Origin of the sequence: Salmonella sp. SAL04214 (assembly GCF_046550615.1) — a bacterium.
Taxonomy (GTDB): Bacteria; Pseudomonadota; Gammaproteobacteria; order Enterobacterales; family Enterobacteriaceae; genus Salmonella; species Salmonella enterica.
In genome coordinates this window covers 59,716-84,107 of sequence record NZ_JBGDXT010000015.1, presented here as the reverse complement: position 1 = coordinate 84,107, position 24,392 = coordinate 59,716, and the positions used below count along the sequence as shown (strand labels likewise).

General features: G+C 49.8%; 28 protein-coding genes and 1 other annotated feature. Of the genes, 13 read left to right on the top strand and 15 right to left on the bottom strand.

The features are described from left to right. Nucleotides 1–2: 2 nt before the first annotated feature. Nucleotides 3–272: an ogr/Delta-like zinc finger family protein gene (locus tag ACLJQD_RS21045; protein WP_001264830.1), complete on the top strand. Its 270-nt coding sequence runs from the start codon at nt 3–5 to the stop codon at nt 270–272. A 27-nt stretch (nt 273–299) separates the two neighbouring features. Here the strand turns inward: ACLJQD_RS21045 and ACLJQD_RS21040 are convergent, their stop codons facing one another. From ACLJQD_RS21040 to ACLJQD_RS21025, 4 genes are all read right to left on the bottom strand, one after another. Then, complete coding sequence (locus ACLJQD_RS21040; RefSeq protein WP_000994502.1) at nt 300–2,957, bottom strand: toprim domain-containing protein; 2,658 nt, start codon at nt 2,955–2,957, stop codon at nt 300–302. Nucleotides 2,958–3,216: 259 nt separating this feature from the next. Then, entirely contained in the window at nt 3,217–3,786 is a 570-nt protein-coding gene (locus ACLJQD_RS21035) for a 3'-5' exonuclease (RefSeq protein ID WP_000681786.1), read from the bottom strand. Nucleotides 3,787–3,795: 9 nt separating this feature from the next. Next, complete coding sequence (locus ACLJQD_RS21030) at nt 3,796–4,128, bottom strand: hypothetical protein (RefSeq protein WP_000645096.1); 333 nt, start codon at nt 4,126–4,128, stop codon at nt 3,796–3,798. Nucleotides 4,129–4,153: 25 nt separating this feature from the next. After that, on the bottom strand, nt 4,154–4,492 hold the full coding sequence (locus ACLJQD_RS21025) for a Cox family DNA-binding protein (RefSeq protein ID WP_000661530.1): 339 nt from the start codon (nt 4,490–4,492) through the stop codon (nt 4,154–4,156). A gap of 108 nt (nt 4,493–4,600) precedes the next feature. Between ACLJQD_RS21025 and ACLJQD_RS21020 the strand changes: the two genes are divergently transcribed. From ACLJQD_RS21020 to pheA, 4 genes are all read left to right on the top strand, one after another. Then, a complete protein-coding gene (locus ACLJQD_RS21020; RefSeq protein ID WP_000085723.1) occupies nt 4,601–4,900 on the top strand; it encodes a helix-turn-helix domain-containing protein in 300 nt (99 codons plus the stop codon). A gap of 66 nt (nt 4,901–4,966) precedes the next feature. Continuing rightward, complete coding sequence (locus ACLJQD_RS21015) at nt 4,967–5,959, top strand: tyrosine-type recombinase/integrase (protein ID WP_024136262.1); 993 nt, start codon at nt 4,967–4,969, stop codon at nt 5,957–5,959. Between the two features lie 162 nt (nt 5,960–6,121). Continuing rightward, nucleotides 6,122–6,247 (top strand) — a sequence feature (Phe leader region). Continuing rightward, nucleotides 6,123–6,170, top strand: coding sequence for a pheA operon leader peptide PheL (gene pheL, locus ACLJQD_RS21010; RefSeq protein WP_010989056.1), 48 nt, complete (start codon nt 6,123–6,125; stop codon nt 6,168–6,170). (Overlaps the previous feature by 48 nt.) 22 nt (nt 6,248–6,269) lie before the next feature. Further along, nucleotides 6,270–7,430: a bifunctional chorismate mutase/prephenate dehydratase gene (pheA, locus tag ACLJQD_RS21005; RefSeq protein ID WP_000200080.1), complete on the top strand. Its 1,161-nt coding sequence runs from the start codon at nt 6,270–6,272 to the stop codon at nt 7,428–7,430. On the opposite strand, the gene ACLJQD_RS21000 is transcribed toward pheA, so the two are convergent. The 3 genes from ACLJQD_RS21000 to aroF are packed head-to-tail and all read right to left on the bottom strand — an operon-like array spanning nt 7,391 to nt 10,558. Further along, nucleotides 7,391–8,299, bottom strand: a complete 909-nt coding sequence (locus ACLJQD_RS21000) for an SMP-30/gluconolactonase/LRE family protein (protein WP_017442223.1) — start codon at nt 8,297–8,299, stop codon at nt 7,391–7,393. The two genes, pheA and ACLJQD_RS21000, sit on opposite strands and share 40 nt — an antisense overlap. Before the next feature lie 57 nt (nt 8,300–8,356). Beyond that, the gene (gene tyrA, locus ACLJQD_RS20995) at nt 8,357–9,478 is read right to left on the bottom strand and encodes a bifunctional chorismate mutase/prephenate dehydrogenase (protein WP_000225191.1); all 1,122 of its coding nucleotides are present in this window, start codon (nt 9,476–9,478) and stop codon (nt 8,357–8,359) included. Between the two features lie 9 nt (nt 9,479–9,487). After that, on the bottom strand, nt 9,488–10,558 hold the full coding sequence (gene aroF / locus ACLJQD_RS20990) for a 3-deoxy-7-phosphoheptulonate synthase AroF (RefSeq protein ID WP_017442222.1): 1,071 nt from the start codon (nt 10,556–10,558) through the stop codon (nt 9,488–9,490). 439 nt (nt 10,559–10,997) lie between these two features. On the opposite strand from aroF, the gene ACLJQD_RS20985 reads away from it, so the two are divergent. Beyond that, the gene (locus ACLJQD_RS20985; protein ID WP_017442221.1) at nt 10,998–11,516 is read left to right on the top strand and encodes a YfiR family protein; all 519 of its coding nucleotides are present in this window, start codon (nt 10,998–11,000) and stop codon (nt 11,514–11,516) included. Beyond that, the gene (gene dgcN, locus ACLJQD_RS20980; protein WP_017442220.1) at nt 11,509–12,729 is read left to right on the top strand and encodes a diguanylate cyclase DgcN; all 1,221 of its coding nucleotides are present in this window, start codon (nt 11,509–11,511) and stop codon (nt 12,727–12,729) included. Before ACLJQD_RS20985 ends, dgcN begins: the two co-directional genes overlap by 8 nt. 156 nt (nt 12,730–12,885) lie before the next feature. Here the strand turns inward: dgcN and rplS are convergent, their stop codons facing one another. From rplS to ffh, 5 genes are all read right to left on the bottom strand, one after another. Next, entirely contained in the window at nt 12,886–13,233 is a 348-nt protein-coding gene (gene rplS, locus ACLJQD_RS20975; RefSeq protein WP_000065257.1) for a 50S ribosomal protein L19, read from the bottom strand. A 40-nt stretch (nt 13,234–13,273) separates the two neighbouring features. Further along, the gene (gene trmD, locus ACLJQD_RS20970) at nt 13,274–14,041 is read right to left on the bottom strand and encodes a tRNA (guanosine(37)-N1)-methyltransferase TrmD (protein ID WP_000469807.1); all 768 of its coding nucleotides are present in this window, start codon (nt 14,039–14,041) and stop codon (nt 13,274–13,276) included. 44 nt (nt 14,042–14,085) lie between these two features. Beyond that, nucleotides 14,086–14,634 carry a ribosome maturation factor RimM gene (rimM, locus tag ACLJQD_RS20965; protein ID WP_000043266.1) on the bottom strand — a complete coding sequence of 183 codons (549 nt, stop codon included), beginning with the start codon at nt 14,632–14,634 and terminating at the stop codon, nt 14,086–14,088. A gap of 18 nt (nt 14,635–14,652) precedes the next feature. Then, on the bottom strand, nt 14,653–14,901 hold the full coding sequence (gene rpsP, locus ACLJQD_RS20960; protein WP_000256453.1) for a 30S ribosomal protein S16: 249 nt from the start codon (nt 14,899–14,901) through the stop codon (nt 14,653–14,655). A gap of 313 nt (nt 14,902–15,214) precedes the next feature. After that, complete coding sequence (gene ffh / locus ACLJQD_RS20955; RefSeq protein ID WP_000460052.1) at nt 15,215–16,576, bottom strand: signal recognition particle protein; 1,362 nt, start codon at nt 16,574–16,576, stop codon at nt 15,215–15,217. A gap of 165 nt (nt 16,577–16,741) precedes the next feature. On the opposite strand from ffh, the gene ACLJQD_RS20950 reads away from it, so the two are divergent. The 3 genes from ACLJQD_RS20950 to ACLJQD_RS20940 all read left to right on the top strand — a co-directional run bounded on the left by ACLJQD_RS20950 (nt 16,742) and on the right by ACLJQD_RS20940 (nt 19,564). Further along, the gene (locus tag ACLJQD_RS20950) at nt 16,742–17,533 is read left to right on the top strand and encodes an inner membrane protein YpjD (RefSeq protein ID WP_001537507.1); all 792 of its coding nucleotides are present in this window, start codon (nt 16,742–16,744) and stop codon (nt 17,531–17,533) included. Between the two features lie 19 nt (nt 17,534–17,552). Beyond that, complete coding sequence (locus ACLJQD_RS20945; protein ID WP_127172650.1) at nt 17,553–18,839, top strand: HlyC/CorC family transporter; 1,287 nt, start codon at nt 17,553–17,555, stop codon at nt 18,837–18,839. Between the two features lie 119 nt (nt 18,840–18,958). Then, nucleotides 18,959–19,564 (top strand): hypothetical protein, encoded by a 606-nt coding sequence (locus ACLJQD_RS20940; protein WP_001287923.1) that lies wholly within the window; start codon nt 18,959–18,961, stop codon nt 19,562–19,564. A 34-nt stretch (nt 19,565–19,598) separates the two neighbouring features. Here ACLJQD_RS20940 and grpE read toward each other — a convergent pair whose 3' ends face one another. Further along, on the bottom strand, nt 19,599–20,189 hold the full coding sequence (gene grpE / locus ACLJQD_RS20935; RefSeq protein WP_001518875.1) for a nucleotide exchange factor GrpE: 591 nt from the start codon (nt 20,187–20,189) through the stop codon (nt 19,599–19,601). Nucleotides 20,190–20,312: 123 nt separating this feature from the next. Here grpE and nadK point away from each other — a divergent pair, with 123 nt between their 5' ends. The 3 genes from nadK to bamE all read left to right on the top strand — a co-directional run bounded on the left by nadK (nt 20,313) and on the right by bamE (nt 23,425). Further along, entirely contained in the window at nt 20,313–21,191 is an 879-nt protein-coding gene (nadK, locus tag ACLJQD_RS20930; protein WP_001059155.1) for an NAD(+) kinase, read from the top strand. Nucleotides 21,192–21,276: 85 nt separating this feature from the next. Next, nucleotides 21,277–22,938 carry a DNA repair protein RecN gene (gene recN / locus ACLJQD_RS20925; RefSeq protein ID WP_000880958.1) on the top strand — a complete coding sequence of 554 codons (1,662 nt, stop codon included), beginning with the start codon at nt 21,277–21,279 and terminating at the stop codon, nt 22,936–22,938. Between the two features lie 148 nt (nt 22,939–23,086). After that, on the top strand, nt 23,087–23,425 hold the full coding sequence (gene bamE / locus ACLJQD_RS20920) for an outer membrane protein assembly factor BamE (RefSeq protein WP_001203445.1): 339 nt from the start codon (nt 23,087–23,089) through the stop codon (nt 23,423–23,425). Nucleotides 23,426–23,590: 165 nt separating this feature from the next. Here the strand turns inward: bamE and ACLJQD_RS20915 are convergent, their stop codons facing one another. Then, nucleotides 23,591–23,881 (bottom strand): RnfH family protein, encoded by a 291-nt coding sequence (locus tag ACLJQD_RS20915; RefSeq protein ID WP_017442219.1) that lies wholly within the window; start codon nt 23,879–23,881, stop codon nt 23,591–23,593. After that, nucleotides 23,871–24,308 carry a type II toxin-antitoxin system RatA family toxin gene (locus tag ACLJQD_RS20910; RefSeq protein ID WP_001537508.1) on the bottom strand — a complete coding sequence of 146 codons (438 nt, stop codon included), beginning with the start codon at nt 24,306–24,308 and terminating at the stop codon, nt 23,871–23,873. Before ACLJQD_RS20910 ends, ACLJQD_RS20915 begins: the two co-directional genes overlap by 11 nt. Nucleotides 24,309–24,392: the final 84 nt, after the last annotated feature.

Sequence of the window (24,392 nt, the reverse complement as noted above, 5' to 3'; positions counted from 1 at the left end):
ATATGCGGGTACTGAAAGTAAAATGTCCGGAGTGCGGGGCAAAAGCGGTTATCAGAAAAACCAATCCCAAACACCCCCATATTTCAGATATTTATTGCGCCTGTACGGATGTGGAGTGCGGACATACATTTGTACTGAATCTGACATTCTCCCACACACTCAGCCCCAGTGCGAAGACAGGCGATATGATGTTACAGACCATCATTAATTCATTCTCACCAGAACAGAAGCAAATGACGCTGGATTTATTAAAAGCCAGTCTGGCCGCATAACACATGGCACCGCACACGGTGCCTTTTTTATTTCTCTCGACCAAATATCCAGCACCGGAAGGTCTCAGGCATTCTGGACATATCCCCTTTACCGCGATTATGACGCTCACTTACTGCGCTGCGTGTGGTTCCCTGCCTGATGAAACGGCGTTCATTACCGTTTTTAAGCAGCTTTTTGATTTCCGTTAAGGTAAAAGGTATGCGCTGCCGGTGTGCAGCGGCGACTTCCTCCATGTGGTTAAAATTAACCGCTATTTCATTCTCATCAGACGAATGATTGATGCCATAAGGTGCCAGTTCATCCAGGTAATCAAACAACTCCCAGAACTCCTGAACCATAGGATGATCCTTTTTAAGTGCCTGGCAGCGTTCCACGGCCAGTGCAGTGATAGCCGCACGGGTTTTTTCTATGCGCTCAACCGGCAACGTTACAACAATCGCGAGCGCATCCAGCAGACCAGCCAGCTGCGCGTGATTTTTTGCAATACGAATATGGCGAATATCCGCATCAGACTCCAGTTCATTACGGGCGCGTTCGTAACTCCTGCTGAACGTATCCATAATTTCTTTTTCACGCATGGCCGCCAGTAACGTGAATCCGGACACCCGACTGACAGGGATTTGTTCAAGCCGCTCTGCGGCATGTCGCGTCTGAATGGACTGGCCACGTTTGTCAGTGTAGATATGGATAATACGCTCCAGAAACGCCTTACTGCCGTCTGTATCTGCGTTCTGTGCGATAACGATACTTCCCCTGAATGGCGGTTCATATGTCTCGTTATTGTTGGATTTGATGCCTACTGCGCGGGATGCCCGACCATTATACAGTGATTTCAGTTCATCCCAGTCAAAAGCACGCTGTTTCGCGTTGTCCGTGGTGCGATCACCTTCAATTAGCACCACCGGCAGGTTACTTACCTGAGCAAAGTTACGCCCGCGCGCTGCGGCCGTCGATTTAGATGGATCAAAACCTTCATATTCTTCACGGCCAGCGAGTTTCCAAAGGAACTCAATAAGCGTTGATTTACCCGTTCCGGGTTCGCCGACAATCTCCAGAAACGGAAATGACTTGTCACGTTCGCGGATTTGTTCAGCAAAGAGTGACCCCAGCCAGAACGCCAGCGCCACATATCCTTTTTCACCGAACGCCGTCCAGATATCGTCAATCCAGCCTGTGGTAAATTCATTCAGCTTTGGATTCAGATCCAGTACAGGCGTAAGACTCAGGCTTTTTACGCTTGCATGGTTAATTTCGAAATAATCCTCGTCATTCATTTCATACAGCCGGCCATCGCAAACGGCCACACGATTAAACAACCACGCTGAATAATCCTTGTTGTAACCAATAAAATTCTGCGTTTTAACCTCTTTGATTTCGGGAAGACGCATCTGAATAAACTTATCCAGCTGTTTGGTACTCCCGGTATACACAGCCCCTTTGGCAATATGCAACAACCGCTTTTTAAACTCGGCGGAGCTGGTAAGCTGATTTGCTGTGAAGGTGTCTTTCACAGCCGGTCTGTCTGGCATATTCACCTTCACATAATACCAGGACTCGTCCGTGGGTTCAGAACGCTGGAAATACAGGGGAGTCAGCCAGCAGTTGGCAATTTCCGTGACACATCCGGACTCTTTAACAGCTTTTTCTCTGGCCTCCCATTCCTGTATGACTTCGGTTCCGGTATTGGTAATACGATCCAGTGCGCGTGTGTACCGGTCAAGATCCAGCTCAAACCAGTACATACGTGAGCCATACTCAAAATAAAACGAATGCCATTCATTATGTTGATGCATAAGAAGGGCTTTTTCAGTCGGGCTTTTCGCCAGCAGGAGATCGCCATAATAGCGGTAATTTTTTATGTCTGATTTACTGAAACGGTCACGTAGCAGCAAATCATTCCAGTCCAGGCAAGACGATGATTTCACCGGCTGCGCGGCGCGCGTTTTCCAGCCGGCGGCATCACTGCGCGCAGCAAAAGCCAGTGTGTGTTTTGTACCGGCCTTATCACCATCAAACGCCCATACAAGGCGCGGGCGTGGTTTTTCACCCAATTCTTTGGCCAGTGTATCCAGCGCGGCCAGCGGATAATTATTGCTGCTCAGTGTTGCCACCGCAGGTAAGCCAGCCTGACAAAGACTCAGTGCATTGAAAATGCCCTCGGTGATCCAGATTTCGTTCACTTCCAGCAGGTTAATAAAAGGCGGTACCCACCAGTGACCAACATAGCTTCCTTTGATATTCGCTTTTTGTTTTCCGAAGCGCTGCGGCTGGTCAATGATACGCTCCCACATGGCACCACATGACAACTTAAACCGGACAGTGGCAGACCCCATACCATCCTTCACAAATGCGCCCTGGGTAAAACTGCCTTTCAGTGGTTCCGTATTCAGCCCTCTGGCCTCACGCAGATAGGCTTCTGCCGCCGCATGTGGGGTTTCGGGCGTGTCCTGATAACGCTTAGACCAGTCTTCAAAAATATCTGAATACAGCTCTTTAACAACGACCTGATGACCGCAGTTATTTTCGCGGCCACATTTCAGAATCCAGGGTTTCTCAATACTGGTAAATAACTCACGTTTATGACAGGCAGGGCATATGCCCTGCTGCAAATATTTATCTTTTTCTTTAAATTCAAAGTCACGGACAAGGCGGCGCACAACGTCACGTTGTATCGTAGCGTTCATATATAATCCAGATATGAATAGTGGAAGAAAGGCAAAAATTATATTTTATACTGTTTATTATATCGCTCATGCGTCATTAATTCCCAGCTCCTGCCCTTATTCTTACTAAGCAGACGCCAGCGATAGGATACATGAACAGAAAAATAATGATTCGGCTTAATAACCTGATAAACCTTTTTGCCGTTGTAATATTCTGTCAGTACTGAAAATGCCTTGTTAATGACACTTTCACTCGCATGAGAGGTCACTATCAGCATAATTATTTCACACTGGCTATTTTCATGAGGTACGTCCAGACATAAGAAACAATTTTTGCCTGATGGATAGCATCATATAAAGCGTGATGTTTGACGCCTTCAAACTTAATAATATTATTAATATTCAGTCCCAAAGCTTTAGCCAGTGCACTTACTGTTCTTACATCACGATCATTCCAGTAATTCCACATCGGGCTTAACAAGCCGACCTTATTTGCAGCATGACGAAGAATAACGTTGTCGAATGACGCTCCATTACCCCAGACCTGTAAATGATGTGCATCAGTGAGTTCACAGATAAAATGGAAAAGGTCAGATATGGCGGTATCCAGCGGACAATTCGCATCATTAATAATCTCGCTCTTTGCTTCGATGGACTGACGCAGCCACCACAACACTGTATCTGCGCCCATCGTGCAGTCGTAATCAACGCTACTTGTAAGACTGATACGACGATAGAATGTTTCCCCCATTTCACCCGTTTCCGGATTAAACAGAACAGCACCGATAGCAGTAATTGCAGCGGTTGGTTTATTATCCATTGTCTCAAGGTCAATCATTAAATGTTTCATGGTATTTCCTTAACGTTGAACGGCGGTAAGTTGTACAGCAGATTTATTATTTTTTACAGTGCATGAAGCGAGTGAAATAAGGCCTGGAATATTATCATCAACCGGAATACTCCCGTTAAAAGCCATCATAGTAATTTCGTGAAGTTCACAATAATCCTCAAATTCATTATTAAACCTGGCCATTAAAGACATACCTTCGAGACACTTCGCCAGTTTTAAATTTAGCTCCATTAACTGGATACCATCGCTATGAACAGAGAATGACTCCTTCTCAATAGCACTTGCCTGTTCGCGATAGGTACGTAACAGGCTACGAATAAGCGTGGCGTATTTCGCTTTCATAGTGAATCCCGAATAAATTAAAAAATTATTTTTTATTATGGCTTGTTGTTTTACTCGTCGTAAAAACTCGCTTAGCCCACTCCTTAAAGATTCCTGGTTCAGATGTAAATAAGCGGTTTTTCCAGTTATGCCACTCAGGCGGTGCAGCCTGTGCAAGGTAAGCTGCGTAATCATCCCATTCGCCACGATGAATATAAATTTCTCCCCCTTTTTTCGAGGGATTATCAGGATCTTTCATGCGTACAACTGGCAACTTATTAGCAGAAGCCATTTTTCGGATCGCAGACGGTGTTTTACCTATGTAGGTAGCAAAAAGTTCTGGTGTCACCAGTAATGAAATCTCGTTTTCGGATAGCTCTTTCATCTGTGTTATCCTCCGTCAGTTTGGGTTCCTAGAGCATCTTAGGGCGTTCTAGGGTTTGTTAAATAAGGTTCTTATACGAGAACCGATGATAGTTGCAATTTAAGAACCATGTCAAGAGATTATGCGGAGAAACTCCGCCAGATACGTAAGGCCGAAGGTTTAACCCAGAAAAGTTTTGCGGAACTTACCGGAGTCGCTATTGGGACAGTAAAAAAATATGAATCTGGACATCAATCGGCCAGAGCTGAAATTGTTGAACGTGCTGTTGGAGTACAGCGGTTTGAAAAATATACACTTTGGCTGATGACAGGCAAAACAGCACCGGCAGCGGGACAGATCGCGCCGTCTCTCTCCCCTGATGGGCAAGACGACAAAAAATCATCCCACTCCGCCCAGAAGGCTGGTTAATTGTCTGTTTTCTATACGCATTAGCACATAATTTACATAATGATTCGAATGTCGGAGGGCTTCGCTATGTCGATTAAGAAGCTCGATGATGGTCGTTATGAAGTGGACGTAAGACCGCGCGGAACTTCAGGAAAGAGGATTCGCCGAAAATTCAACAGGAAGTCAGAAGCTCAGGCATATGAAAAATATGTTTTGACAAACTTCCACGATAAAGAGTGGCAGGATAAACCAGCAGACAGAAGACTTTTGTCTGATTTGATCGCGCTATGGTGGAGTTACCACGGTAAAAACCATAATTACGGTGACTCATACAAAAAACGGCTAGAAAAGATTAACCGTGAAATGGGCGAACCCAGAGTTTACGAACTGACCCGTAATTTTTTAATGAAGTATCGCGCAAGCAGGCTACATGATGGTGTGTCTGCCGGAACGGTAAACAGGGACTTTTGTACTATGTCCAGCATGTTTAGGCTGCTGATTGATATGGAGGAGTTTCATCATGAAAACCCATTTCACAAGGTGCGTAAACTACGCCTGGAAAACACAGAAATGTCCTTCCTGTCAGAAGAGGAGATCCGGGACTTATTAATGGCACTCACTGGTGATGATCGTAGGGTTGTCGTGTTATGCCTAAATACAGGGGCGCGATGGGGCGAAGCCAGTAATCTGAAAGCAGAACACGTTATCAGTAATCGTGTAACTTTCGTCAAGACTAAAACTGGCCCCGCCCGGACAGTTCCAATTTCACAAGAGATAGCTGACTACATCCTTACGCGCAAATCAGGAAAGTTATTTGACACTAACTATGAACGAGTTCGCGATGTACTCCGTAAGGTAAAACCCGACCTGCCAAGAGGACAAGCGCTTCATGTGTTACGACATACTTTTGCTACTCATTTCATGATTAACGGTGGAAACATTATCACGCTACAGCGAATCCTGGGGCATACAACTATTGAGCAAACAATGACGTATGCTCACTTCGCCCCGGACTATTTATCCGATGCTATACGGTTTAACCCTATGCGCGGGAGTGTCCAGATAATGTCCACCAACTAAGGCACTTTAGGGGTAATTAGGGCTGATAAGGCGCTCATAACTGATTGATTTAAATAAGAGCGCCTTATTTAACAAGCATTTCAATCGCACCTTCGGGCGCGTTTTTTGTTGACAGGATTAAAACAGTACGGGTACTGTACTTACGTACACAAAGGAAACAGTTATGAAGCTAACCCGGTTTTTCTTCGCATTCTTTTTTATCTTCCCCTGACCGGGAGGCGTTTCGTCATGTGATAAAGAATGCGAAGACGAACAAGAAGGCCTCCCCCACCGGGAGGCCTTTTTTATTGATAACAAAAAAGGCAACACTATGACATCGGAAAACCCATTACTGGCGCTGCGAGATAAAATCAGCGCTTTAGACGAAGAGTTACTGGCCTTACTGGCAAAACGACGCGCGCTGGCGATTGAAGTGGGACAAGCAAAACTACTGTCGCATCGTCCGGTTCGGGATATCGATCGTGAACGCGCGCTGCTGGACAGGCTCATCCATCTCGGTAAAGCCCACCATCTCGACGCACACTACATTACCCGTCTGTTCCAGCTTATCATTGAAGACTCCGTGCTTACTCAGCAGGCGCTGCTGCAACAACATCTGAATAATACTCACCCTCATTCGGCACGTATTGCGTTTCTTGGGCCGAAAGGCTCCTATTCTCATCTCGCGGCGCGCCAGTATGCTGCACGCCATTTTGAGCAATTTATTGAGAGCGGTTGCGCAAAATTCACCGATATTTTTCATCAGGTCGAAACCGGCCAGGCCGATTACGCCGTGGTTCCGATAGAGAACACCAGCTCCGGCGCTATCAACGATGTGTACGACTTATTGCAACACACCAGTCTGTCGATTGTCGGTGAGATGACCGTCACTATCGATCACTGCGTACTGGTTTCCGGCGCTACGGATCTGAATACCATCGAAACGGTGTACAGCCATCCGCAGCCGTTTCAGCAGTGCAGTAAATTTTTGAGCCGCTATCCGCACTGGAAAATCGACTATACCGAGAGTACGTCGGCAGCGATGGAAAAAGTCGCGCAGGCGAACTCTCCGCGCGTCGCGGCGCTCGGCAGCGAGGCAGGCGGCATGTTGCACGGTTTACAGGTGCTGGAACGCATCGCCGCAAACCAGACGCAGAATATCACCCGCTTTCTGGTACTGGCGCGCAAAGCTATCAACGTTTCCGATCAGGTTCCGGCAAAAACCACTCTGTTAATCGCCACCGGGCAGCAGGCTGGCGCGCTGGTCGAAGCGCTGCTGGTGCTGCGTAACCACAATCTCATCATGACGAAACTGGAGTCGCGTCCCATTCACGGCAATCCGTGGGAAGAGATGTTTTATCTCGATATTCAGGCGAACCTGGAGTCGCAGGTAATGCAAAGCGCGCTAAAAGAGCTGGGCGAGATCACGCGCTCAATGAAAGTGCTTGGCTGCTATCCCAGCGAAAACGTCGTGCCGGTAGAACCTGCCTGACGTTCAATAAAACGGCTTTTCTTCATCCCTGCGACGGCTACCTGCAGGGTGAAGATGGCGCCGGAGAGCGGATAATCCGCCACTTCCTGAGCAGACATATTTTCTCTGGTAGTTGTAATAAACAGCGTTTTCATATCTGCGCCGCCAAAGCAAACCATCGTCGGACAACGTACCGGCAACCGGTACTCTTCCAGCTGCTCTCCTTGCGGTGAGAAACGCGCCACGCGCCAGCCGTCAAACATCGCGCTCCAGTAGCACCCTTCACTATCCATCGCCGCGCCGTCGGGAAGTCCTTCTCCTTCGCCAAAATGGCGAAAAAGTTCACGCTTGCCCGGTTCGCCATGCTTATCAAGTAACGTGCGGTATATCACACCATTCGGCGTATCGGAGGTATACATCCACTGGTTATTCGGGCTGAACGCCAGGCCGTTGTGTCCCTGGATATCGCACTGGATCACTTTTGCCGTCAGGTCATGATCGATCCGCATCAGCAACGCGCCATTATAGTCACCTGGCGCCCAGAACGTTCCAGCATAAAAACGTCCATCGCCATCAGTGCCGCCATCGTTGAAACGCGCCAGTTTCGTATTAGAGGGATTGTCGCAAATCTTACGCTGCAATAATCCATTTTTATCGGCCAGCCAGATAGCATGACGCATGGCCACAATAAATCCGCCCTGCTCACGCAAGGCAAAACAGCCCACCTCTTCCGGAAACGCCAGCACGCTATGCGTCCCGCTCGCCGGATGGTAACGATGGATCTCCTGTTCCAGGATATCGGTCCAATACAGCGCGCTTTCATCCTCGCTCCATGTGGGGCATTCTGGTAGATGTCCGACATAATCAAATAAAACGTGCGGCGTAGTCATAACGGTTCCTTAAACGAAAAAAGCCAGCAAAGCTGGCTTTTAGTATAGATGTCATCATTATGGTCGGCTGTCATTCGCCTGACGCAATAACACACGGCTTTCATTCTGGAAGCGTCTGGCATAATCGCCAAACCAGTGTTCAACTTTGCGAAAACTGTCGATAAAAGCCTGCTTATCACCCTGTTCCAGTAACCCGATAGCATCGCCAAAACGTTTATAGTAACGCTTGATAAGCGCCAGATTGCGCTCCGACGACATAATAATGTCCGCATACAGTTGCGGGTCCTGGGCGAACAGACGCCCGACCATCGCCAGCTCCAGTCGATAAATCGGCGATGATAGCGCCAGAAGCTGCTCAAGCTGGACGTTCTCTTCCGCCAGATGCAGCCCATAAGCGAAGGTAGCAAAATGGCGCAACGCCTGGATAAAAGCCATGTTCTGATCGTGCTCGACAGCGCTAATTCGATGCAACCGCGCGCCCCACACCTGGATTTGCTCAAGGAACCACTGATACGCTTCCGGTTGACGCCCGTCACACCAGACCACCACCTGCTTCGCCAGGCTCCCGCTGTCCGGACCAAACATCGGATGCAAGCCCAACACGGGGCCATCATGGGCCGCCAACATTGCCTGCAACGGACCGCTTTTCACCGATGCCAGATCGACCAGAATACAGTCGGACGGCAGGGGCGGCAGTTGCGCTATGACCTGTTCAGTAACATGAATCGGCACGCTGACGATCACCATTCCGGCATCGGCGACAATGTCCCTGGCGCGCGGCCAGTCCTGTTGTTCCAGAATACGGACCTGATAGCCCGACAGCGTGAGCATTTTTTCAAACAGACGCCCCATCTGTCCGCCGCCGCCCACAATGACGACCGGACGCAGAGAAGGACAAAGCGTTTTGAACCCCTTATCATTTTCGCTGGAGTAAGATTCACGCATTACCCGGCGCAGGACATCTTCAATGAGATCGGGCGGGACACCGATCGCTTCTGCTTCCGCCCGTCGTGAAGCCAGCATAGAGGCCTCACGCTCCGGCACGTAAATAGGCAGGCCAAAACGGCTTTTCACCTCGCCGACTTTGGCAACCAGTTCCAGGCGCTTAGCCAGTAAATTCAACAACGCTTTATCGACATCATCTATTTGATCGCGTAACGCGGTCAATTCAGCAACCATAACAACCTCTTATGCGACGCGCGCCGCCAGCTGGCCGCTCAAATCTTTATGAATTTCACGTAACAGGGCATCGGTCATCTCCCAGCTAATACAAGCATCGGTGACGGAAACGCCATACTTCATTTCGCTGCGCGGCTGCTCGGAAGACTGATTACCCTCATGAATATTACTTTCAATCATTAAGCCAATGATTGAACGATTGCCATCTTTAATCTGCGCAACCACAGATTCGGCAACGGCTGGCTGGCGGCGATAATCTTTATTGGAGTTACCATGACTGCAATCTACCATCAGCGAAGGACGTAGTCCCGCCTGTTCCATCTCTTTTTCACACTGAGCGACATCTGCCGGGCTATAGTTTGGCGCTTTGCCGCCACGCAGAATTACATGGCCATGCGGATTTCCCTGGGTTTGCAATAACGCAACCTGACCGGCCTGGTTAATGCCAACAAAACGATGAGGTTGCGCAGCGGCGCGCATGGCGTTAATCGCTGTCGCCAGGCTGCCATCCGTGCCGTTTTTAAAGCCGACCGGCATAGAAAGACCAGACGCCATTTCGCGGTGGGTTTGCGATTCGGTTGTGCGCGCGCCTATCGCCGACCAGCTAAACAGATCGCCCAAGTATTGCGGGCTGTTCGGATCCAACGCTTCGGTCGCCAATGGCAACCCCATATTCACCAGTTCCACCAGTAGCTGACGCGCTATTTTCAACCCGGCTTCCACATCAAATGAGCCATCCATGTGAGGATCGTTAATCAGCCCTTTCCAGCCGACGGTAGTTCGCGGCTTTTCAAAATAGACGCGCATTACCAGATAGAGGCTATCGCTGACCTCTGCGGCAAGGGCTTTAAATCGACGGGCATATTCCAGAGCGGTTTCAGGATCGTGAATAGAACAAGGACCGCATACCACCAACAGACGCGGATCGCGCCCGGCAATAATGTCAGAAATGATTCCCCGGGACTGCGCTATCTGCGCTTCCTGCGCCAGGCTCAACGGAAAGGCCGCTTTAAGCTGCTCCGGCGTCATTAATACCTGTTCATCGGTGATACGTACGTTATTCAGCGCGTCTTTTTGCATGATGGCGATCCTGTCTTTTCTTGTTTGCGATAGTTGATCCTCCACGAGGATGTTTAAACCATACCACAAAAAGTAAAGATTTCAATCCATATTGCGTAAAATAAACTTTACACCATGCGAAATCATCGATTAAATCCCTTCATTTCGTATCAAAAACTTTACACAACAAGTGAATTATTTTATTCCCAGCCTCAGAAAAGCGGTAAAATGAGCGATGCTCGCTATTTTTTGATTATTTTTTCTCCGCACACATATTTTTACTTTCTGATACAGGGTGATTAATACCATTATCACAAGAATTTAATATCAGGGATGCCACTTAAATTATTCATATTATCAATAAGACATAATGACGATATGGCAAAATAATGTTATTTTGCTACAAACAATCACGGATGTATTTTAATGCTTTACGACTGAAGATGGTGGGGACTTGTTAATGCGTTTTTCTCACCGATTTATCCTTCTGTTATCGCTATTATTAGCAAGCTTGCCTCTGTATGCTCAACGCGTCACGGAAGAAGAGAAATCCGTACGCGCCATCGTCTCCGGTATCGTCAGTTATACACACTGGCCGGCGTTATCCGGGCCGCCAAGGCTATGCATATTTTCATCTACGCGTTTTGTCAGGGTACTTAGCGAAGAGGCTGACTGGGCTTTCCCTTATCAACCGCTTGTCATCCGTACCACACAAGAAGCCCTGAGCGCCCGCTGTGATGGTTTTTACTTTGGCAATGAATCGCCAGCTTATCAGGTGGAGTTAACGCGTCATTATCCAGTTAATGCCTTGTTATTAATTGCCGAGCAAAATACCGAATGTATTATTGGCAGCGCATTTTGTCTGATCATTAACAATGATGAAGTCAAATTTTCCGTCAACCTGGACTCCCTCTCGCATAGCGGCGTGAGAGTGAATCCAGAAGTATTAATGCTTGCACGGAATCAAAAGCATGAATAAGGAATTTCCTCTGTCCAGACCAACATTTAAACGCACACTACGGCGGATTAGTATAATCAGCGTGCTGCTTACGATGACATTGATCTGGCTATTAATTTGCGTTGCGTCTGTCCTTACGCTCAAACAGTATGCGCAAAAAAATCTCGATTTGACCGCCGCCACAATGGCCCACAGCCTTGAAGCGGCACTGGTATTTTCCGATAACGCGGCCGCAGCGGAAACGCTCGCCACACTGGGACGCCAGGGACAATTTTCAGCGGCGGAGGTCCGCGATAAAAATGGCCGTACTATCGCCTCATGGCGCTATGATGCGCGAGCCGCAGACGATAAGCTCATCGGCTTAATTAGCCACTGGCTTTTTCCATTGCCGGTATCGCAACCCGTCTGGCACAACGGCAGGGCCATCGGCGAAGTACGGCTTGTCGCCCGCGACAGCCTTATTGGTCATTTTATCTGGCTATCGCTGGCAGTGCTGACAGGATGTATTCTGCTGGCATCCGGCATTGCCCTGCTGCTCACGCGTTATTTACACAATGGCGTTGTGGATGCGCTGCAAAATATTACTGAAGTTGTACACGACGTTCGCACTAACCGAAATTTTTCACGCCGGGTACCTGATGAGCGTATTGCGGAATTTCACCTGTTTGCGCAGGATTTCAATAGCCTTCTGGATGAGATGGAAGAATGGCAGCTACGGCTTCAGGCTAAAAATGCCCAGTTACTACGTACCGCGCTGCACGATCCGCTGACGGGGCTTGCCAATCGCGCGGCATTTCGCAGCTGTATTAACGCGCTGATGAAGGGCAATTCCGCTCGTAGCAGTTCGGCATTGTTATTTCTGGATGGCGATAACTTTAAATATATTAATGATACCTGGGGACATGCGGCAGGCGACCGCGTACTTATAGAGGTTGCCAAAAGATTAGCGGAATTCGGTGGTAGCCGTTATCAGACTTACCGACTCGGCGGCGATGAATTTGCGATGGTGCTTTACGATGTACATTCGGAATATGAAGTACAACGTATTTGCGCAGCGCTATCCCAGGCGTTTAATCGACCTTTTGAACTGCATAACGGCCAGAGGATAACGATGACCCTGAGTATTGGCTTTGCGCTGACATGGGAACATGCCACTGCCGAAAAACTACAAGAACTGGCCGATCGAAATATGTATCAGGCTAAACACCGGCGTGCGGAACGCTCGCTAAACTAAGGAACGGGCCTGGCCGTTTCTGACTCAGCGTTGAGACCACAGACCCAGCCTAATCATGCAACCGTCTATGGCGTGGAGCAAACCCATAAAAAAGGGGCCAGCGTAATGCCAGCCCCTTCTTTTCTACAAGCTTTCGGATGTTGCGAAAGCGCGTTCTTAGTTAAGACGCTCTTTGATACGAGCCGCTTTACCAGTACGCTCACGCAGGTAGTACAGTTTAGCTTTACGAACAGCACCACGACGTTTAACAGCAATGCTGTCAACTACCGGAGAGTGAGTCTGGAAGACACGCTCAACGCCTTCGCCGTTGGAAATTTTACGAACAGTGAATGCAGAGTGCAGACCGCGGTTACGAATAGCGATAACCACGCCCTCGAATGCCTGCAGACGTTTCTTGGTACCTTCAACAACCCATACTTTCACTTCCACGGTATCGCCCGGACGGAAGGAAGGTACGTTCTGCTTCATCTGCTCTTGTTCAAGTTGCTTAATAATGTTGCTCATAATTTAATCTCTTATCCTGGGTAAACTGATATTTGGGGGCCTATGCCATCCCATCATGTTTATGCTGCTGTTGTGCGTGTTCTGTTTTGAACTCCGCCAGCAACCTTGCTTGCTCTTCAGTCAGAGCCAGGTTTTCCAGAAGTTCAGGTCTTCTAAGCCAGGTTCGGCCCAGCGACTGTTTCAAACGCCAGCGACGTATCTCGGCATGGTTTCCCGACAGCAATACTGGCGGTACTTCCATCCCCTCTAACACTTCAGGGCGCGTATAGTGCGGACAATCCAGCAACCCATCAGCAAACGAATCTTCGATTGCTGATGCTTCATGCCCCAGAACTCCCGGTATAAACCGGGCGACGGAGTCAATCAGCGTCATTGCCGGTAGTTCGCCACCGCTGAGAACGTAATCGCCAATTGACCATTCTTCGTCAATTTCGGTCTGAATTACGCGCTCATCTACGCCTTCGTAGCGACCACACACCAGAATAAGTTTCTGATTCGTGGCCAGCTCGCTAACGCCCGCTTGATCAAGCTTGCGTCCCTGAGGCGACAGATAAATCACTTTAGCGCCTTCACCTGCCGCGGCTTTTGCTGCGTGAATGGCGTCCCGCAAGGGTTGCACCATCATTAACATCCCCGGTCCGCCGCCGTAAGGACGATCGTCCACGGTACGGTGCCGGTCATGCGTGAAGTCGCGAGGACTCCAGCTTTGGATGTTCAGCAGGCCTTTTTTTACTGCCCGGCCAGTTACCCCGTAATCGGTAATTGCGCGGAACATTTCAGGAAACAGGCTAACTATGCCAATAAACACAAGCCAATCCCCATAACGCCATTTATTACCGTTTATCCGGTGGTTTAAAAACCAGGATCCCAGTCTACTTCGATAGTACGAGTAGCGAGATCGACTTTCTTGATAACCTGCCCATCGAGGAACGGTACTAGTCGTTCCTTGATACCAAATGCATCTTTCAGGTTCGCCTTAATGACGAGAACGTCATTCGACCCGGTTTCCATCATGTCGATAACTTTACCGAGATCGTAGCCTTCAGCGGTGACTACCTGGCAGCCCATCAGGTCTTTCCAGTAGTAGTCTCCCTCCTCAAGCGCAGGAAGTTGCGAGGAATCCACGACAATTTCGCAATTGGTCAGAAGATTCGCGGCATCTCGATCGTCAACGCCTTTCAGCTTGATGATCAGATCCTGATTGTGGTGCTTCCAGCTTTCCAGCTGTACCTGCTGCCACTGACCCGCCTTCTGGATAAACCAGGGCTGATAGTCAAAAATGCTTTCGGCGTCTTCAGTGGAGGAAAACACTCTGAGCCAACCACGGATACCGTATGAAGAACCCATTTTCCCCAGTACAACCGGTTCAGCGGGTACTTGTGCGGCGAGTTGCTTGCTCATCATGACCACCGTGACAGATTAAGCTGCTTTTTTTACTTCTTTGATCAGCGCCGCAACGCGATCGGAAATGGTTGCGCCCTGGCCAACCCAGTGAGCGATGCGATCCAGATCCAGGCGGGTGCCTTCTTCTTTTTCGCTAGCGATTGGGTTGAAGAAACCAACGCGCTCAATGAAGCGACCGTTGCGTGCATTACGGCTGTCGGTGACAACAACCTGGTAGAACGGACGCTTTTTAGCGCCGTGACGAGCTAAACGAATAGTTACCATAACATCCTCTTGTGTGAATAAAACAACCGGGCCCCATCGAGGAACGGAGCCCGGCGTCATATTAAAAGCCCGAAAATTTTACTGATTTCTGGGAAAAAAGCAATCAACATGTGATGAAGCTTGATTCCAGGGCGTGACCGTTGCAGCCAGTTTGGCGTCGGCGTGCGCGCAGAAAGCGGAGCGTACACGCAGTACGTGAGCATTTACTCGCTCCGCTCGCCCTTCGGGCCGCCCTAAAGGGCGTTCAAAACACTATCGTGTTTTGTCGAGCACACTCCGGCGTCAAAATGGCAAATAAGGTAGCCCGATATATTTATCTACCCGGGAAGCCTGGCGGCATCATCCCCTTCATACTCCGCATCATCTTCGCCATCCCGCCCTTCTTCATCTTCTTCATCATGCGCTGCATGTCGTCGAACTGTTTCAGAAGGCGGTTAACGTCCTGCACCTGCATCCCACAGCCCTGCGCGATACGACGCTTGCGGGAACCTTTGATGATTTCCGGCTTCGCGCGCTCTTTCAGCGTCATCGAATTGATGATCGCTTCCATACGCACCAGCACCTTGTCATCCATCTGTGATTTAACGTTGTCCGGAATCTGCCCCATACCCGGTAATTTGCCCATCAGACTGGCCATACCGCCCATGTTTTTCATCTGTTTGAGCTGTTCCAGGAAGTCGTTCAGGTCGAAACCGTCGCCTTTCTTCAGTTTGGTCGCCAGCTTTTCAGCCTGTGCGCGGTCAACTTTGCTTTCGATATCTTCGATAAGAGACAGTACGTCGCCCATGCCGAGAATACGCGAGGCGATACGATCCGGGTGGAACGGCTCCAGCGCGTCGGTTTTCTCGCCGACACCGAGGAATTTAATCGGCTTACCGGTGATATGACGAATAGAGAGCGCCGCACCGCCACGCGCATCACCATCAACTTTGGTCAGCACCACGCCGGTTAACGGCAGCGCTTCGTTAAAGGCTTTTGCGGTATTCGCCGCATCCTGACCGGTCATCGCATCGACGACAAACAGCGTTTCTACTGGCTTGATAGAAGCGTGGACCTGTTTGATTTCGTCCATCATCGCTTCGTCAACGTGCAGACGACCGGCGGTATCCACCAGCAGCACGTCGTAGAATTTGAGCTTCGCTTCTTTCAGCGCGGCGTTGACGATATCAACCGGTTTCTGGCCGACATCAGACGGGAAGAAATCTACGCCAACCTGCTCAGCCAGCGTTTCGAGCTGTTTGATCGCCGCCGGGCGATAGACGTCGGCAGAGACGACCAGCACTTTCTTCTTGTGCTTCTCGCGCAAGAATTTACCCAACTTACCGACGCTGGTGGTTTTACCCGCCCCCTGCAGACCCGCCATCAATACTACGGCTGGCGGCTGCGCAGCCAGATTCAGGGTCTGGTTTTCTTCGCCCATTGCCGCAACCAGTTCGCTACGGACAATCTTGACGAACTCCTGCCCTGGGGTCAGGCTCTTGTTAACTTCATGACCAACCGCTTTCTCTTTTACGCGATTGATGAACTCACGCACTACCGGCAGCGCAACGTCAGCCTCCAGCAGCGCCATGCGCACTTCGCGCAGCGTCTCTTTAACGTTGTCTTCAGTAAGGCGCCCACGGCCACTGATGTTGCGCAGCGTGCGCGACAAACGATCGGTTAAATTATCAAACATTGTCTCTCGCCTGGGGTGGAAACGGTTGGTCGCCGCAGCGACACAGTTACAGAATTTCGCCACAGTATACCATGAAGCCGTCTTTGTTGTTATGCAACGGTTGGAGCTGCGGTCACGTAACGCTATACTGCTTCTCTTTCTCACTGGTCAACTGTCGACACAACTATGCCCGTTTTTGCTTTACTTGCCCTTGTCGCCTACTCCTTCAGCCTCGCGCTGATCGTTCCCGGACTGTTGCAAAAAAACAGCGGCTGGCGGCGTATGGCTATTCTTTCTGCGGTCATCGCGCTGGTGTGCCATGCTGTCGCGCTGGAATCGCGTATTCTGCCCGGCGGCGACAGTGGACAAAACCTGAGCCTGCTGAATGTCGGTTCGCTGGTCAGCCTGATGATCTGCACGGTGATGACCATTGTCGCGTCGCGTAATCGCGGCTGGTTACTTCTGCCCATTGTCTATGCTTTTGCGCTGATTAACCTGGCCTTCGCCACGTTCATGCCTAATGAATATATTACGCATCTGGAAGCGACCCCAGGCATGATGGTGCACATCGGTCTGTCGCTTTTCTCTTACGCGACGCTGATAATCGCCGCGCTGTATGCGCTACAACTGGCGTGGATCGACTATCAGTTGAAGAACAAAAAGCTGGCGTTTAGTAATGAAATGCCGCCATTGATGAGCATTGAGCGCAAAATGTTTCATATCACGCAGATTGGCGTCGTACTGCTGACCCTTACTCTGTGTACCGGCCTGTTTTACATGCATAACCTGTTCAGTACTGAAAATATTGATAAAGCCGTGCTCTCTATCGTGGCATGGTTTGTCTATATCGTTCTGCTGTGGGGGCATTACCATGAAGGCTGGCGGGGTCGGCGGGTCGTGTGGTTTAACGTCGCAGGCGCGGGTATTCTGACGCTGGCCTATTTTGGTAGCCGCATATTACAGCAATTTGTAAGCTAAGCTTTTAAAGGAGTTTCCCCTGGAACACATCTCCACCACCACGCTGATTATCATATTAATCATCATGGTGGTCATCTCGGCCTATTTTTCCGGTTCCGAAACTGGAATGATGACGCTAAACCGTTACCGTTTACGCCATATGGCGAAGCAAGGTAATCGCTCGGCAAAACGGGTAGAAAAATTATTGCGTAAACCCGACCGACTGATAAGCCTGGTGCTGATCGGCAATAACCTGGTCAACATTCTTGCCTCGGCGCTCGGCACGATTGTGGGTATGCGGCTTTACGGCGACGCCGGCGTGGCTATCGCCACCGGGGTACTGACGTTTGTCGTGCTAGTTTTTGCCGAAGTCCTGCCCAAGACTATCGCCGCGCTCTATCCGGAAAAAGTGGCCTATCCCAGCAGCTTCCTGCTGGCGCCGTTACAGATACTGATGATGCCGCTGGTGTGGTTACTTAACACCATCACCCGCCTACTGATGCGTCTGATGGGAATTAAAACGGACATCGTGGTCAGCGGGTCGTTAAGCAAAGAGGAATTACGCACTATCGTGCATGAATCCCGTTCGCAAATCTCTCGCCGCAATCAGGATATGCTGCTGTCGGTTCTCGACCTGGAAAAGGTCAGCGTGGATGACATCATGGTGCCGCGTAATGAAATTATCGGGATCGATATCAATGACGACTGGAAGTCTATCGAGCGGCAGCTCACCCACTCGCCGCACGGACGCATTGTGCTCTATCGCGATTCGCTGGATGACGCCATCAGTATGCTGCGCGTGCGTGAAGCCTGGCGGTTAATGGCCGAGAAAAAAGAGTTCACCAAAGAGATGATGCTGCGCGCCGCCGATGAAATCTATTACGTCCCGGAAGGTACGCCGCTCAGTACGCAACTGATTAAATTTCAGCGCAATAAAAAGAAAGTCGGACTGGTCGTCAACGAATATGGCGATATCCAGGGGCTGGTCACCGTGGAAGATATTCTCGAGGAGATCGTTGGCGACTTCACCACATCGATGTCGCCGACACTGGCGGAAGAGGTCACGCCGCAAAACGACGGTTCGGTCATTATTGACGGTACCGCCAACGTCCGGGAAATCAATAAAGCGTTTAACTGGCACCTGCCGGAAGATGACGCGCGCACCGTCAACGGGGTGATTCTGGAGGCGCTGGAGGAAATTCCGGTTGCTGGCACGCGCGTGCGCATTGAGCAGTACGATATCGATATTCTCGATGTACAGGAAAATATGATTAAGCAGGTAAAGGTTGTACCGGTAAAGCCGCTGCGCGAGAGTGTGGCGGAGTAACACAATGGCGAACTCCGGTTCGCCTTTTTATCGCCGTCTTTTAAGATTCCATCAATTCCTGCCATTTACTTAACAATGCAATAATGTCTTTTCAGGCATTCAGAAAGGATATTGATGTTATGTCAGAAGATTATGTAATTGAATGGGATAAGAATTTTGCAGACGACCTCAACGTCGTCGCTAACGTTTTTTTATCGCACAACCCAACCTTATGGCCCACTATTTTCTCTCAACTTTCGACGCAACCTGAAATCTTTGAAGACGAAGATGAAGACGAATATGGGTTGCAGGACGTCCTGGATTGTAGCGGTGGCGATCTCGGAAATAACGAGCTGGCACAGGCATTTTTACAAGTTCTACGCGGCGAAGGATTTATTCACCTCGTTGACTGGAAAGGTGAAGATGAAGAAGGCGAACTGGCTAATTTTGCCGCAGATCGCTTTTATGAACTCACAAAAAACCTGACGGATTCTGAGGAATTAAGAAATCTTCTTGTCGAAATAACCCAAGAGGATGAAATCTCCGATGTCTGTGAAGCCGGGGACCGTTACCTTGACGAGATCTTTGAACGCATCCAGACCGAACTCAATAAGAGGGGCTTCCAGATTTTTGATCTGAATGAAGGATCTGACACCTATAATGTGGTCGTTCTGCCAATGAGCGAATATAAAAAAATAGAGGACTTCAACACGCCGTGGCTGGAAGTGCAGGATTTTTTAAGCTAAAAAAATGGCCGACTTTACATCGGCCATCAAACTTTTACTTCGCCTTCGCTACAGTCACCATCGCCGCGCGAATGGTACGACCGTTCAGCGTATAGCCTTTCTGCATAATACCCAGCACATTGCCTGCCGGAACCTCTTCCGACTCCACCATCGCAATCGCCTGATGCACGTTCGGGTCCAGCGGCACGTTGGTCTCAGCAATCACTTCCACGCCGAACTTACGCACCACATCCAGCATAGACTTCAGCGTCAGCTCAATCCCTTCGACCATTGCCGCCATATCCGGATTGGCTTTGTCTGCGACTTCCAGCGCGCGATCCAGGCTATCAATTACCGGCAGCAATTCGTTGACGAACTTCTCGAGAGCGAATTTATGCGCTTTTTCGATATCCTGTTCAGTACGACGGCGCAGGTTTTCCATTTCCGCTTTGATACGCAACACGGTGTCGCGTTCGCGAGTCTGGGCTTCTGCAAGCTGAACTTCCAGATTCGCAATTTTTTCATCGCGCGGATCCACCTGCTCAGCAGAATCGTTTGGTTCAACTGCCTCAACCTCTTCGTGCTGATCCATGATAATTTCTTCCGGGGCTTGCCCCTCAGGCGTTTTCTGTTCTTTACTACTCATGAATTTCTCCGCGTTTTTTTTCGCATTCATCTCGCTAACTTCGCTTATTATGGGGATCAGATTCAGGGTTTCAAGGGAAGTACTCACATTGTCATCAATCTTCGCTACAAGGACCTCAGAAAAATGAATAATCATTTCAAGTGTATCGGCATTGTGGGGCATCCGCGTCATCCCACCGCACTCACGACACATGAAATGCTCTACCGTTGGCTATGCGATCAGGGTTATGAGGTCATTGTGGAGCAACAAATCGCCCACGAATTACAGCTAAAAAATGTGCCAACCGGCACGCTGGCGGAAATTGGTCAACAGGCGGATCTGGCGGTAGTCGTGGGCGGCGACGGCAATATGCTTGGCGCAGCGCGTACGCTGGCGCGTTATGACATCAATGTGATTGGCATTAACCGCGGTAATCTTGGCTTCCTGACCGATCTCGATCCGGACAACGCCCTGCAACAATTATCTGATGTGCTGGAAGGGCGCTATATCTCCGAAAAACGTTTTCTGCTGGAAGCGCAGGTCTGCCAACAGGACCGCCAGAAGCGTATCAGCACAGCCATTAATGAAGTGGTGCTGCATCCGGGAAAAGTGGCGCATATGATCGAATTCGAGGTTTATATTGATGAAACCTTCGCTTTTTCACAGCGGTCTGATGGTTTGATCATTTCTACGCCGACCGGCTCCACCGCCTATTCGCTCTCCGCAGGCGGCCCTATTCTGACCCCTTCACTGGATGCAATCACCCTGGTGCCGATGTTCCCGCATACCTTGTCGGCGCGCCCGTTAGTCATTAACAGCAGTAGCACGATTCGTCTGCGTTTTTCGCATCGCCGTAGCGATCTGGAAATTAGCTGCGACAGCCAGATAGCGCTGCCTATTCAGGAAGGAGAAGATGTGCTGATTCGCCGCTGCGATTACCATCTCAACCTCATACATCCCAAAGACTATAGCTATTTCAATACATTAAGCACAAAACTCGGTTGGTCAAAAAAATTATTCTAATTTTACGTTAGCCTCTTTACTGTATAAAAAACCAGTTTATACTGTATTTAATTACAGTCATGGTTTTTCATACAGGAAAACAGCTATGTTGGCGCAACTGACCATCAGCAATTTTGCTATCGTTCGTGAGCTTGAGATCGATTTTCAGAGCGGAATGACCGTCATTACTGGTGAAACCGGCGCGGGTAAATCTATTGCGATTGATGCTCTGGGTCTGTGTCTGGGCGGTCGCGCTGAGGCCGATATGGTCCGTAGCGGAGCGACCCGTGCCGATTTGTGTGCCCGCTTTGCGCTGAAAGACACGCCTGCGGCATTGCGCTGGCTGGAAGAAAACCAGCTTGAAGAAGGGCGCGAATGCTTACTTCGCCGCGTTATCAGCAGCGATGGTCGCTCACGGGGCTTTATTAACGGCACCGCTGTGCCCCTGTCTCAATTGCGCGAGCTCGGTCAGTTGCTGATTCAAATTCACGGTCAACATGCGCACCAGCAGCTTACCAAACCCGAACAGCAAAAATCGCTGCTGGATAGCTATGCCAACGAAGCCGCTTTAGCGCAGCAGATGGCTGCTCGCTACCAATTATGGCATCAAAGCTGCCGCGATCTCGCCCATCACCAGCAACAAAGCCAGGAACGCGCCGCGCGCGCGGAACTGCTGCAATATCAGTTAAAAGAGTTGAACGACTTTAATCCGCAGGCCGGCGAATTCGAGCAAATTGACGAAGAGTACAAACGGCTGGCCAACAGTGGGCAGTTGCTTACGACCAGCCAGAACGCTCTGGCGCTACTCGCGGACGGCGAAGACGTTAACCTGCAAAGCCAGTTATATAGCGCAAAACAACTGGTTAGCGAGCTGGTAGGTATGGACAGCAAGCTTTCCGGCATCCTGGATATGCTGGAAGAAGCCACTATCCAACTCACCGAAGCCAGCGATGAATTACGCCACTATTGCGAGCGTCTGGATTTAGACCCCAATCGCCTGTTTGAACTTGAACAGCGCATCGCTAAACAAATTTCGCTGGCGCGAAAACATCATGTCAGCCCAGAAGCGCTGCCGCAGCTTTATCAGTCACTGCTCGAAGAACAGCAGCAGCTCGACGATCAGGCCGATTCGCTGGAAACGCTAACGCTGGCGGTTAATAAGCATCACCAACAAGCGCTGGAAACGGCGCAAGCACTGCATCAACAGCGTCAGTTTTACGCCCAGGAGCTGGGGCAGTTGATCACTGAAAGTATGCATTTACTTTCGATGCCGCACGGTCTGTTTACTATCGACGTGAAATTTGATGAGCATCATCTGAGCAACGACGGCGCCGATCGCGTGGAGTTTAAAGTGACGACAAACCCAGGTCAGCCGCTGCAGCCTATCGCTAAAGTCGCGTCTGGCGGTGAACTGTCGCGCATTGCGCTGGCTATTCAGGTGATTACCGCGCGCAAAATGGAAACGCCGGCGCTAATTTTTGACGAGGTTGATGTTGGCATCAGCGGCCCAACCGCCGCCGTGGTCGGTAAACTCCTGCGCCAGCTTGGCGAATCCACTCAGGTGATGTGCGTCACTCACCTGCCACAGGTAGCCGGGTGCGGTCACCAGCACTTCTTTGTCAGTAAAGAAACAGACGGGGCAATGACCGAAACACATATGCAACCTTTGGATAAACGTGCGCGTTTACAGGAACTGGCCCGCCTGTTGGGAGGAAGTGAAGTTACGCGTAATACGCTGGCAAACGCAAAAGAACTGCTGGCGGCGTAAACTTTTTTATCTCCCGAAGGTCTGAGTTCACAACAAAAACGCCGTAAGACCCGACAGCAAAAGGTTTTAAAGTGATGAAAGGTCTATTATCATCGGCATATTAATATGAGCCACGTACTGCTCAGGCCCGAAAAGGAACCCAATCACTATGCGCTGTAAAACGCTGACTGCTGCCGCAGCAGTACTCCTGATGTTGACCGCAGGCTGTTCCACTCTGGAGCGAGTGGTTTACCGACCTGACATCAATCAGGGGAACTATCTTACACCTACGGATGTCGCCAAAGTGCGTGTTGGTATGACGCAACAACAGGTTGCGTATGCTTTAGGCACGCCGATGATGACCGATCCTTTTGGTACGAATACCTGGTTTTATGTCTTCCGCCAGCAGCCAGGACACGAGAACGTGACGCAGCAGACTCTGACGCTCACCTTTAACAGCAGCGGCGTGTTAACCAATATTGATAACAAACCGGCGTTGACGAAGTAATTTTGTGATACCGCCTGATGAGGTTACGTTCATCAGGCCTGCAAACCTCACCCCCGCCATTTGGTACGAATTTGCCTGATGGCGCTACGTTTATCTGGCTTACAGGCACACCTGTGCTTCAGGTGTGGTACGGCTTCCACACCGTTATCCGGCAAAAGAGGCTAATTATCTGCCAGCCGATTTTTCGGCGCGCTGGCGGCGTAATGCTTTTGGATCGGCGATTAAGGGACGGTAAATTTCAACCCGATCGCCATCCTGCACCGTATCGGTGAGTTTTACCGGACGACTGTAGATACCTACTTTATTTTTCGCCAGATCGATATCCGTGCGCAATTCCAGCAAGCCGGAAGCGCGAATCGCCTCTTCGACCGTCGCGTCCTCCTCCAGCGTTACGCGCTGCAAATACTGCTTTTCCGGCAGCGCATAAGCCACTTCAACCACAAGTTTATCCGGCACGGTAAACCTCTTTGGCGCGAACCGTAAACGCCTGCACCATGTTGGACGCTAACTCTTTGAATATACGACCAAACGCCAGCTCAATGAGTTTATTGGTAAACTCAAAATCAAGCTGAAACTCAATGCGGCACGCCTCGGGGCTGAGCGGGGTAAATTTCCAGCCGCCGATCAGCTTTTTAAAGGGGCCATCCACCAGATGCATCAGAATGCTCTGGTTACGCGTTAGCTGATTACGCGTCGTAAACGTCTTGCTGATACCCGCCTTCGACACGTCAACAGCCGCCGTCATCTGTGCTGGCGATGACTCCAGGACGCGACTACCAACACACCCAGGCAAAAACTGGGGATACGATTGCACGTCATTCACTAACTGATACATCTGTTCCGCACTGTAGGGGACTAAAGCAGTCCGACTAATCTGAGGCATAGCAATTCCCATCAACATAAATCGTGTAAATAATACCACTTATCAGCGAGTAAAAAAAATGCTGTCCCCAACCGTCATGCCTTA

Excerpts from the sequence above, each read along its gene's own strand:
- ACLJQD_RS21045 (WP_001264830.1), top strand. The coding sequence starts at position 3 with ATGCGGGTACTGAAAGTAAAATGTCCGGAGTGCGGGGCAAAAGCGGTT.
- ACLJQD_RS21040 (WP_000994502.1), bottom strand. The coding sequence starts at position 2,957 with ATGAACGCTACGATACAACGTGACGTTGTGCGCCGCCTTGTCCGTGAC.
- ACLJQD_RS21035 (WP_000681786.1), bottom strand. The coding sequence starts at position 3,786 with ATGAAACATTTAATGATTGACCTTGAGACAATGGATAATAAACCAACC.
- ACLJQD_RS21030 (WP_000645096.1), bottom strand. The coding sequence starts at position 4,128 with ATGAAAGCGAAATACGCCACGCTTATTCGTAGCCTGTTACGTACCTAT.
- ACLJQD_RS21025 (WP_000661530.1), bottom strand. The coding sequence starts at position 4,492 with ATGAAAGAGCTATCCGAAAACGAGATTTCATTACTGGTGACACCAGAA.
- ACLJQD_RS21020 (WP_000085723.1), top strand. The coding sequence starts at position 4,601 with ATGTCAAGAGATTATGCGGAGAAACTCCGCCAGATACGTAAGGCCGAA.
- ACLJQD_RS21015 (WP_024136262.1), top strand. The coding sequence starts at position 4,967 with ATGTCGATTAAGAAGCTCGATGATGGTCGTTATGAAGTGGACGTAAGA.
- pheA (WP_000200080.1), top strand. The coding sequence starts at position 6,270 with ATGACATCGGAAAACCCATTACTGGCGCTGCGAGATAAAATCAGCGCT.
- ACLJQD_RS21000 (WP_017442223.1), bottom strand. The coding sequence starts at position 8,299 with ATGACTACGCCGCACGTTTTATTTGATTATGTCGGACATCTACCAGAA.
- tyrA (WP_000225191.1), bottom strand. The coding sequence starts at position 9,478 with ATGGTTGCTGAATTGACCGCGTTACGCGATCAAATAGATGATGTCGAT.
- aroF (WP_017442222.1), bottom strand. The coding sequence starts at position 10,558 with ATGCAAAAAGACGCGCTGAATAACGTACGTATCACCGATGAACAGGTA.
- ACLJQD_RS20985 (WP_017442221.1), top strand. The coding sequence starts at position 10,998 with ATGCGTTTTTCTCACCGATTTATCCTTCTGTTATCGCTATTATTAGCA.
- dgcN (WP_017442220.1), top strand. The coding sequence starts at position 11,509 with ATGAATAAGGAATTTCCTCTGTCCAGACCAACATTTAAACGCACACTA.
- rplS (WP_000065257.1), bottom strand. The coding sequence starts at position 13,233 with ATGAGCAACATTATTAAGCAACTTGAACAAGAGCAGATGAAGCAGAAC.
- rimM (WP_000043266.1), bottom strand. The coding sequence starts at position 14,634 with ATGAGCAAGCAACTCGCCGCACAAGTACCCGCTGAACCGGTTGTACTG.
- rpsP (WP_000256453.1), bottom strand. The coding sequence starts at position 14,901 with ATGGTAACTATTCGTTTAGCTCGTCACGGCGCTAAAAAGCGTCCGTTC.
- ffh (WP_000460052.1), bottom strand. The coding sequence starts at position 16,576 with ATGTTTGATAATTTAACCGATCGTTTGTCGCGCACGCTGCGCAACATC.
- ACLJQD_RS20950 (WP_001537507.1), top strand. The coding sequence starts at position 16,742 with ATGCCCGTTTTTGCTTTACTTGCCCTTGTCGCCTACTCCTTCAGCCTC.
- ACLJQD_RS20940 (WP_001287923.1), top strand. The coding sequence starts at position 18,959 with ATGTCAGAAGATTATGTAATTGAATGGGATAAGAATTTTGCAGACGAC.
- grpE (WP_001518875.1), bottom strand. The coding sequence starts at position 20,189 with ATGAGTAGTAAAGAACAGAAAACGCCTGAGGGGCAAGCCCCGGAAGAA.
- nadK (WP_001059155.1), top strand. The coding sequence starts at position 20,313 with ATGAATAATCATTTCAAGTGTATCGGCATTGTGGGGCATCCGCGTCAT.
- recN (WP_000880958.1), top strand. The coding sequence starts at position 21,277 with ATGTTGGCGCAACTGACCATCAGCAATTTTGCTATCGTTCGTGAGCTT.
- bamE (WP_001203445.1), top strand. The coding sequence starts at position 23,087 with ATGCGCTGTAAAACGCTGACTGCTGCCGCAGCAGTACTCCTGATGTTG.
- ACLJQD_RS20910 (WP_001537508.1), bottom strand. The coding sequence starts at position 24,308 with ATGCCTCAGATTAGTCGGACTGCTTTAGTCCCCTACAGTGCGGAACAG.